Here is a 6700-nt window from a genome sequence, read left to right as displayed (position 1 = left end):
GCCCCAGACCGGAACAAGACCCAGCAGCTCGACGTTCAGCCGCACCGCCGAGCGCGCCACGACGTCGCCTCCCCCGCCGGCGAGCAGCTCCACCGCGGGGTCCTCGCCGTCGTCGGTGACCGGCGGCAGCTCGCTGCCCTCCAGCCGCGCCGTGGCGACCGCACCGAGCAGGAGCGAGCGGGCCGTGTCCTCCGGCGTCGTGCGCCGCAGGCCACGGTCGCGCAGCAGGGCGTCGATGCCGTCGCGCGTCGCCGCGAACGCCGAGGGCACCCCCTCGAGGGACGCCGCGGGCAGGAACGGGTCGACGGGCTCTGACACGCCCCGAAGCGTACCGAGCGGACGTCCGCGGACCGGTAGCCTGCGGGTGTGAGCGAGCTGTTCGACCAGGCGGCACGGTCCGCCCCCGGCACCGACGAGGCGCACGACCGCCTCGTCAAGTGGCTGGTGGGCGACCGCCTCGCGTGCGTGCTGCTGCTCGAGGACTCCTCGCTCGCCTTCCGGCTCGCCGAGCAGGGGCACGAGGTCGTGGTCGCGGGCGAGGACGTGCGCACCGTCCGCTCGCCCGACGTGCTCTACGTGCGCACCGTCGGTCCCCGCCTGCCGTTCGTGGCCGACGCGTTCGACGCGGTGGTCACGCCACAGCTGCACGACGACCAGACCGTGCTGGCCGAGCAGGCCCGCGTGCTGCGCGCCGGCGGGGTGCTCTCGAGCCTCGCGCGCGACCACGACGAGACGCTGCCGTGGGTCCGGCGCCTGCGCGAGGTGGCGGGACGTCGGCCGGCGCCGCCCGCCCCGGCCACCGGCACGGTCGAGGCCTCCGGGCTCTTCCACCCCCTCGAGACGACCGAGCACGCCACGTGGGAGGAGCTCGACCTCCCCGCGCTGCTGCAGTACGCCCGCGAGACCGGACGCCAGCCCGTCGAGGACGCGACGCTGTCGCGCGTGCGGGAGCTGTTCGACCAGAACACCGCGCAGAGCGGCAGCCTGCGGCTGCGTCACCTGCTGCGCGGCACGCGGGCCCGCGTGCGCAAGGAGCCGCGCTCGCAGGGACCCCAGCCGCCGGACACGCTGCTGCTCGAGCTGCGGTGAGCCCCCTCCTCGCGGCCCTGCTCGGCGTCCTGCTGGGCGGGCTCGGCCACGCCGTGCTGCGTCGGCGCCGCCTGCGCGGCACCCCGCTCGGGTCGCCCGAGGAGCGCGCCACCTACGAGGCGCTGCACCGCACCGCCCTGGCGGCACCGGCCCTGCGGCAGGGGCTCGACCGCTCCAGCGCCCTCGAGACCCTGCCCCACGTGCGCGCCCTGCTCGGCACGCCGACGGTGGGTCTGACCGACACCACCACGCACCTTGCCTGGGACGGACCCGACGACCCGACCGACCCGGGTCTGGCCGACGTCGTCGCGGCGACGTTGCGCACCGGCCGCACCCAGGCCGCCGGGCCGGCCGTCGCCGCTCCCCTCGTGGTCGACGAACGGGTCATCGGCGCACTCGTCGTGGTGGCCGAGCAGCCGTCGGCCGGGCTGCTGCGGGCGACCGCCGAGGTCGCCGCGTGGATGTCGGGCCAGCTCGAGCTGGCCGAGCTCGACAAGTCCCGCACCGCGCTCATGGCGGCCGAGCTGCGGGCGCTGCGCGCGCAGATCTCGCCGCACTTCGTCTACAACTCCCTCGGTGCGATCGCGTCGTTCGTGCGCACCGACCCCGAGCGGGCGCGCGAGCTCCTGCTCGAGTTCGCCGACTTCACGCGCTACTCCTTCCGCCAGCACGGCGACTTCACGACCCTGGCCGAGGAGCTGCGCTCGATCGAGCGCTACCTGGTGCTCGAGAAGGCACGCTTCGGCGACCGTCTGCGCGTGGTCACCCGGGTGGCGCCGGAGGTGCTCAACGTCCGGCTCCCGTTCCTGGCCGTCCAGCCGCTGGTCGAGAACGCCGTGCGGCACGGCCTGGAGGGGCAGCAGGGGGCCGGCACCGTCACCCTCGTGGCCCTCGACGAGGGCGCCGACTGCGTCATCTCCATCGAGGACGACGGCGTGGGCAGCGACCCCGAGACGGTCCGGGCCGTGCTGTCGGGCGACACGTCGTCGGCGTCCGTGGGCCTGGCGAACGTCGACGAGCGGCTGCGCACGGTCTACGGCAACGACCGGGGCATCGTGGTCGAGACCGCCCCGGGGCTGGGCACGAAGGTCACGTTGCGGATCCCCAAGTTCGCACCCCCGTGACCTTCGGCGTCCACGACGGTTGATGGGGGCGAAGGTCCACGTGGGAGGAGCAACATGGCAGTGCGCGGTGCGGGGTACGCGGTCAGGCGGGTGCGTCAGTCGTTCACGCACTTCCGCAACGGGCCCCAGCTGCTGCTGGCGATGGCCCGGGGCGGCGAGGTGACGTTCCGGACCCGCTCGGGCCTCACGATCCACACGCCGAACTCCCCCGGCGCCCGGTTCCCCGTCTACGAGATCACGGCCGACGACGTGTACCGCGTCGACGAGCTGCTGGCCGGGCTGCGTCCCGACTTCGTCGCGATCGACGTCGGCGCCCACATCGGCAGCTTCTCGACGGCGGTCTGCGCCCGCGCGCCCCGCGCGACCGTGCACGCGTACGAGGCGTCGCCCTCGACGGCGGCCTGGACGCGCCGCAACGCCGAGGCCAACGGCTTCGCCGACCGGCTGCACGTGCACGCCGAGGCCGTCTCCGACCACCGCGGCACGCTGCGCTTCGTCGACAACGGCGAGGCCAGCGCCCACAACGGCATGACCGCGCCCGACGGGCTCGGGGGCGAGGTCGAGGTGCCGTGCGTGACCTTCGCCGACGCGCACGCCGCGGCCGGCGGACGGGTCGACCTGCTCAAGAGCGACGCCGAAGGTGCCGAGTACGGCTACATCCTCGGCAGCGACCCCGCTCTCTGGGCCGACGTGCAGCGGGTCGTCATGGAGTACCACCCCGTCGAGGGGTACGCCCTGGCCGACCTCGTCACCTACCTCGCGGGCGTCGGGCTCGACCTCGTGCGGGACGAGCCGTCGCCGGACAAGCCCGGCCTCGGGAACGCCTGGTTCGCCCGCGCCGCATGACCCGGCTCCCCCCGGCCCTGATGCCGCTGTGGCCCGTGGCCAAGCGGGCCCACCGTGCCGCGACCCGCACCGTGGGCCTGGCGGCCCGTGCCGTCGGCGACGGTGGTCCGCGGTCGGTGCCCGTACGGGTCAGCCCGACGTCGCGCGCCACGGCCGCGGCCGAGCCCGACCACGTCCGTCTGCACCCCGTCGGTCCCCCGCTGGACCTGCTGCGCCCCCTCCCCGCCGGCCGGCCGGGAGGCCTGCGCTTCTGGGACGACGTGCGCGTCCTGCGCCGGCCCCCGCGATCGGTCCTCGAGGTCGAGGGCGGACGTCTGGTCGGCGAGGCCGCGGCGACCATCACGCCCGCAGGCACGCTGGACCGCGAGACCAGCCCGTACTTCGGCATCCGGCGCCCCACCGAGCACCCGGTGCACCTGCGGCTGCGCTACCCCGAGCCGGAGCACGTCGCCGGCACGGTCGTCTCGCTCGCGTCGCACGCCTCGGCGCGCAACTACTACCACTCGCTGATGGACGCGCTGCCGCGGTGGGGGCTCCTGCAGGAGCTGTTCCCCGACGTGCGCCCCGACCGCGTCGTCGTCGGCCACACGACCCGCTGGGACCGTCAGCTCGTGGCCATGGTCGGGCTCGACGCGCTGCCGCTCGTGGAGCCCACCCACGCCCTGCACCTGCGCGCCGACCGGCTCCTCGTGCCGGCGATCGACAACCAGACCACGCTCGCGCCCCCGTGGGTCAGCGCGTGGCTGCGCACCCACCTGCCGGCCCGCGACGTCCGCGACAAGCCGCGTCGGCTGTACGTCACGCGCGGCGACCGCCCGAACACCCGCCGCTACGTGCAGGAGGACGCGCTGCTGCCGCACCTGGAGCGCCAGGGCTTCGTGCGGGTCGACCCCGGCACGATGAGCGTGCAGGAGCAGATCGACCACTTCGCCGCCGCCGAGGTCGTCGTCGCCCCGCACGGCGCCGGGCTCGTGAACCTGACGTTCGCCCCGCCCGGGGTCCGCGTGCTCGAGCTGTTCGCGCCGCGCTACCTCAACCCCGGCTACTGGGCGATCGTCGACAACGTCCCCGACTCGCGCTACCGCTACGTCGTGGCGGAGCCGGTCGACCGGCTGCGGTCCGAGCGCGCCATGCAGGGCGTGCAGGACGACGTCGACCTCCCCGCCGACGTGGTGCTGGAGGAGCTCGAGCACCTGCTGGCGCAGGACGCCGACGGACAGGAGGCCCCGGGTCGCACCGACGCCGGGCAGGATGGGACCGAGCACCCTCGGTCCCCGGAGAGAGGCACCCCGTGACGAAGCGCGCGCTGATCACCGGCATCACCGGTCAGGACGGTTCGTACCTGGCCGAGCTGCTGCTGGGCAAGGGCTATGAGGTCCATGGTCTGATCCGTCGGGCGTCGACGTTCAACACGTCGCGCATCGACCACCTGTACCAGGACCCGCACGTGGACGGCACGAAGCTGTTCCTGCACTATGGCGACCAGTCCGACGGGGCCCGGCTGGTGTCGTTGATGTACGAGATCGCGCCCGATGAGGTCTACAACCTCGCGGCGCAGTCGCACGTGCGGGTCTCCTTCGACGAGCCCGAGCACACCGCCGACACGACCGGCACGGGCACGGTGCGGCTGCTGGAGGCGGTCCGCGCGGCCGGGATCCGCCCGCGGTTCTACCAGGCCTCCTCCAGCGAGCTGTACGGCGCGACCCCGCCGCCGCAGGACGAGGACACGCCCTTCTACCCGCGCTCGCCGTACGCGGCGGCGAAGCTGTACTCCTACTGGATCACCAAGAACTACCGCGAGGCCTACGACATGTTCGCGGTCAACGGGATCTTGTTCAACCACGAGTCGCCCCGCCGCGGCGAGACGTTCGTGACCCGCAAGATCACCCGCGCGGTCGCCGCGATCAAGGCCGGCCGCCAGGACCTGCTCTACATGGGCAACCTCGACGCCGTGCGCGACTGGGGCTACGCCGCGGAGTACGTCGAGGGCATGTGGCGCATGCTGCAGGCCGACGAGCCCGAGGACTTCGTCCTGGCCACCGGCGTCGGGATCACCGTGCGCGACTTCCTGCAGATCTCCTTCGAGCACGCCGGCCTGGACTGGGAGAAGCACGTCCGCTTCGACGAGCGCTACCTGCGCCCCACCGAGGTCGACGCGCTCATCGGCGACCCCGCCAAGGCCGCCAAGAAGCTCGACTGGGTCCCCACCGTCGACGGCCGCGAGCTCGCCCGCCTCATGGTCGAGGCCGACGTCGAGGCCCTCACCCACGAGGGCACCCCCTGGCACGACGAGGTCAGGCTCGCCTCCTGGGGCACCGCATGAGCCTGCGCACCAGCGACGACGTCGACCACACCCCCGGCCCCCTCGACCGCGACGCCACCTTCTACGTCGCCGGGCACGCCGGCATGGTCGGCTCGGCCCTCGTACGACGACTCCAGGCCGCAGGGTTCACCGACGTCGTCGGACGCACCTCCGCCGAGCTCGACCTCACCGACCGCGACGCCGTCCACGCGTTCTTCGAGACCACCCGCCCCACCTACGTCGCCCTCGCCGCGGCCAAGGTCGGCGGGATCCTCGCCAACGACACCTACCCCGTGGACTTCCTCAGCGTGAACCTGCAGATCCAGGTCAACGTCATGGACGCCGCGCTCGCCACCGGCGTCCAGCGCCTGGTCTTCCTCGGCTCCTCCTGCATCTACCCCAAGCACGCCCCCCAACCCATCACCGAGGACGCCCTGCTCACCGGCCACCTCGAACCCACCAACGACGCCTACGCCATCGCCAAGATCGCCGGCATCCTGCACGTGCAGTCCGTGCGCCGCCAGCACGGCCTGCCCTGGATCTCCGCGATGCCCACCAACCTCTACGGACCGAACGACAACTTCTCCCCCACCGGCTCCCACGTCCTGCCCGCCCTCATCCGCCGCTACCACGAAGCCACCCGCGACGGCGCCACCGAGGTCACCAACTGGGGCACCGGCACCCCCCGCCGCGAGCTCCTGCACGTCGACGACCTCGCCGACGCCGTCCTGCACCTCCTGGAGCACCACGACGGACCCCAGCAGGTCAACGTCGGCACCGGCACCGACGTCACCATCGCCGAGATCGCCGCCACCGTCGCCGAGGTCACCGGCTACACCGGCACCACCACCTGGGACACCACCAAGCCCGACGGCACCCCCCAGAAGCTCCTCGACGTCACCCAGCTCGCCCACACCGGCTGGACCGCCCGCACCAGCCTGCGCGACGGCCTCGCCGCCACCTACACCTGGTACCTCCAGAACGCCGACCACCTCCGCTCATGACCTCCTCCCTGTCCGACGACCTCTGGGCCACGGTGCAGGCGTCGGTGCCGGTGCTCTGCGTCGACGTCGTCCCGGTGCGGGGCGAGGGCGACGGCCACCAGGTCGGGCTGATCCGTCGGCGGTTCGCGGACACCGGCGCCCCCGTGTGGTGCCACCTCGGCGGGCGCGTCCGTCACGGCGAGACGACCGACGAGGCGCTCGTCCGCCACGTGCACGACACGCTCGTGGGTGCCGAGCTGGAGCTGCCCACCGACCCGCAGCCCCACCACGTCGTGCAGTGGTTCCCTCCGGACGTGCGCACGGGTGACACGTACGGTCGCGACCCGCGCAAGCAC

The 6700-nt window shown here is 73.6% G+C and carries 7 protein-coding genes and 1 pseudogene; 7 read left to right on the top strand and 1 reads right to left on the bottom strand.

Going from position 1 to position 6700, the window contains the following annotated elements; genetic code table 11:
- A pseudogene (locus A6Q79_RS14015) lies at nt 1-318 on the bottom strand (hypothetical protein); the annotation flags it as partial.
- A 48-nt stretch (nt 319-366) separates the two neighbouring features.
- Between A6Q79_RS14015 and A6Q79_RS14010 the strand changes: the two are divergent.
- The 7 genes from A6Q79_RS14010 to A6Q79_RS13980 all read left to right on the top strand — a co-directional run.
- Entirely contained in the window at nt 367-1089 is a 723-nt protein-coding gene (locus A6Q79_RS14010; RefSeq protein WP_067859990.1) for a hypothetical protein, read from the top strand.
- A complete protein-coding gene (locus tag A6Q79_RS14005; protein ID WP_286689875.1) occupies nt 1086-2213 on the top strand; it encodes a sensor histidine kinase in 1128 nt (375 codons plus the stop codon). The genes A6Q79_RS14010 and A6Q79_RS14005 overlap by 4 nt, the downstream gene beginning before the upstream one ends.
- A gap of 54 nt (nt 2214-2267) precedes the next feature.
- Complete coding sequence (locus tag A6Q79_RS14000; protein ID WP_083516463.1) at nt 2268-3059, top strand: FkbM family methyltransferase; 792 nt, start codon at nt 2268-2270, stop codon at nt 3057-3059.
- The gene (locus tag A6Q79_RS13995; RefSeq protein WP_286689876.1) at nt 3056-4354 is read left to right on the top strand and encodes a DUF563 domain-containing protein; all 1299 of its coding nucleotides are present in this window, start codon (nt 3056-3058) and stop codon (nt 4352-4354) included. The genes A6Q79_RS14000 and A6Q79_RS13995 overlap by 4 nt, the downstream gene beginning before the upstream one ends.
- Nucleotides 4351-5382 (top strand): GDP-mannose 4,6-dehydratase, encoded by a 1032-nt coding sequence (gmd, locus tag A6Q79_RS13990; protein WP_286689877.1) that lies wholly within the window; start codon nt 4351-4353, stop codon nt 5380-5382. The genes A6Q79_RS13995 and gmd overlap by 4 nt, the downstream gene beginning before the upstream one ends.
- Entirely contained in the window at nt 5379-6365 is a 987-nt protein-coding gene (locus A6Q79_RS13985; RefSeq protein ID WP_286689878.1) for a GDP-L-fucose synthase, read from the top strand. Before gmd ends, A6Q79_RS13985 begins: the two co-directional genes overlap by 4 nt.
- Nucleotides 6362-6700, top strand: a 339-nt coding sequence (locus A6Q79_RS13980; RefSeq protein WP_317698642.1) for a DUF4916 domain-containing protein, incomplete at its 3' end; no start/stop codon positions are given. The genes A6Q79_RS13985 and A6Q79_RS13980, both read left to right, overlap by 4 nt.

The organism is Aeromicrobium sp. REDSEA-S32_B7 (assembly GCF_001626145.1).
In the GTDB taxonomy this organism is placed as follows: Bacteria; Actinomycetota; Actinomycetes; order Propionibacteriales; family Nocardioidaceae; genus Aeromicrobium; species Aeromicrobium erythreum.
This window is presented reverse-complemented; position numbering and strand designations above follow the sequence as displayed.

Coding starts and splice junctions, on each gene's coding strand:
- A6Q79_RS14000 (WP_083516463.1), top strand. CDS start 2,268: ATGGCAGTGCGCGGTGCGGGGTACGCGGTCAGGCGGGTGCGTCAGTCG.
- A6Q79_RS13995 (WP_286689876.1), top strand. CDS start 3,056: ATGACCCGGCTCCCCCCGGCCCTGATGCCGCTGTGGCCCGTGGCCAAG.
- A6Q79_RS13985 (WP_286689878.1), top strand. CDS start 5,379: ATGAGCCTGCGCACCAGCGACGACGTCGACCACACCCCCGGCCCCCTC.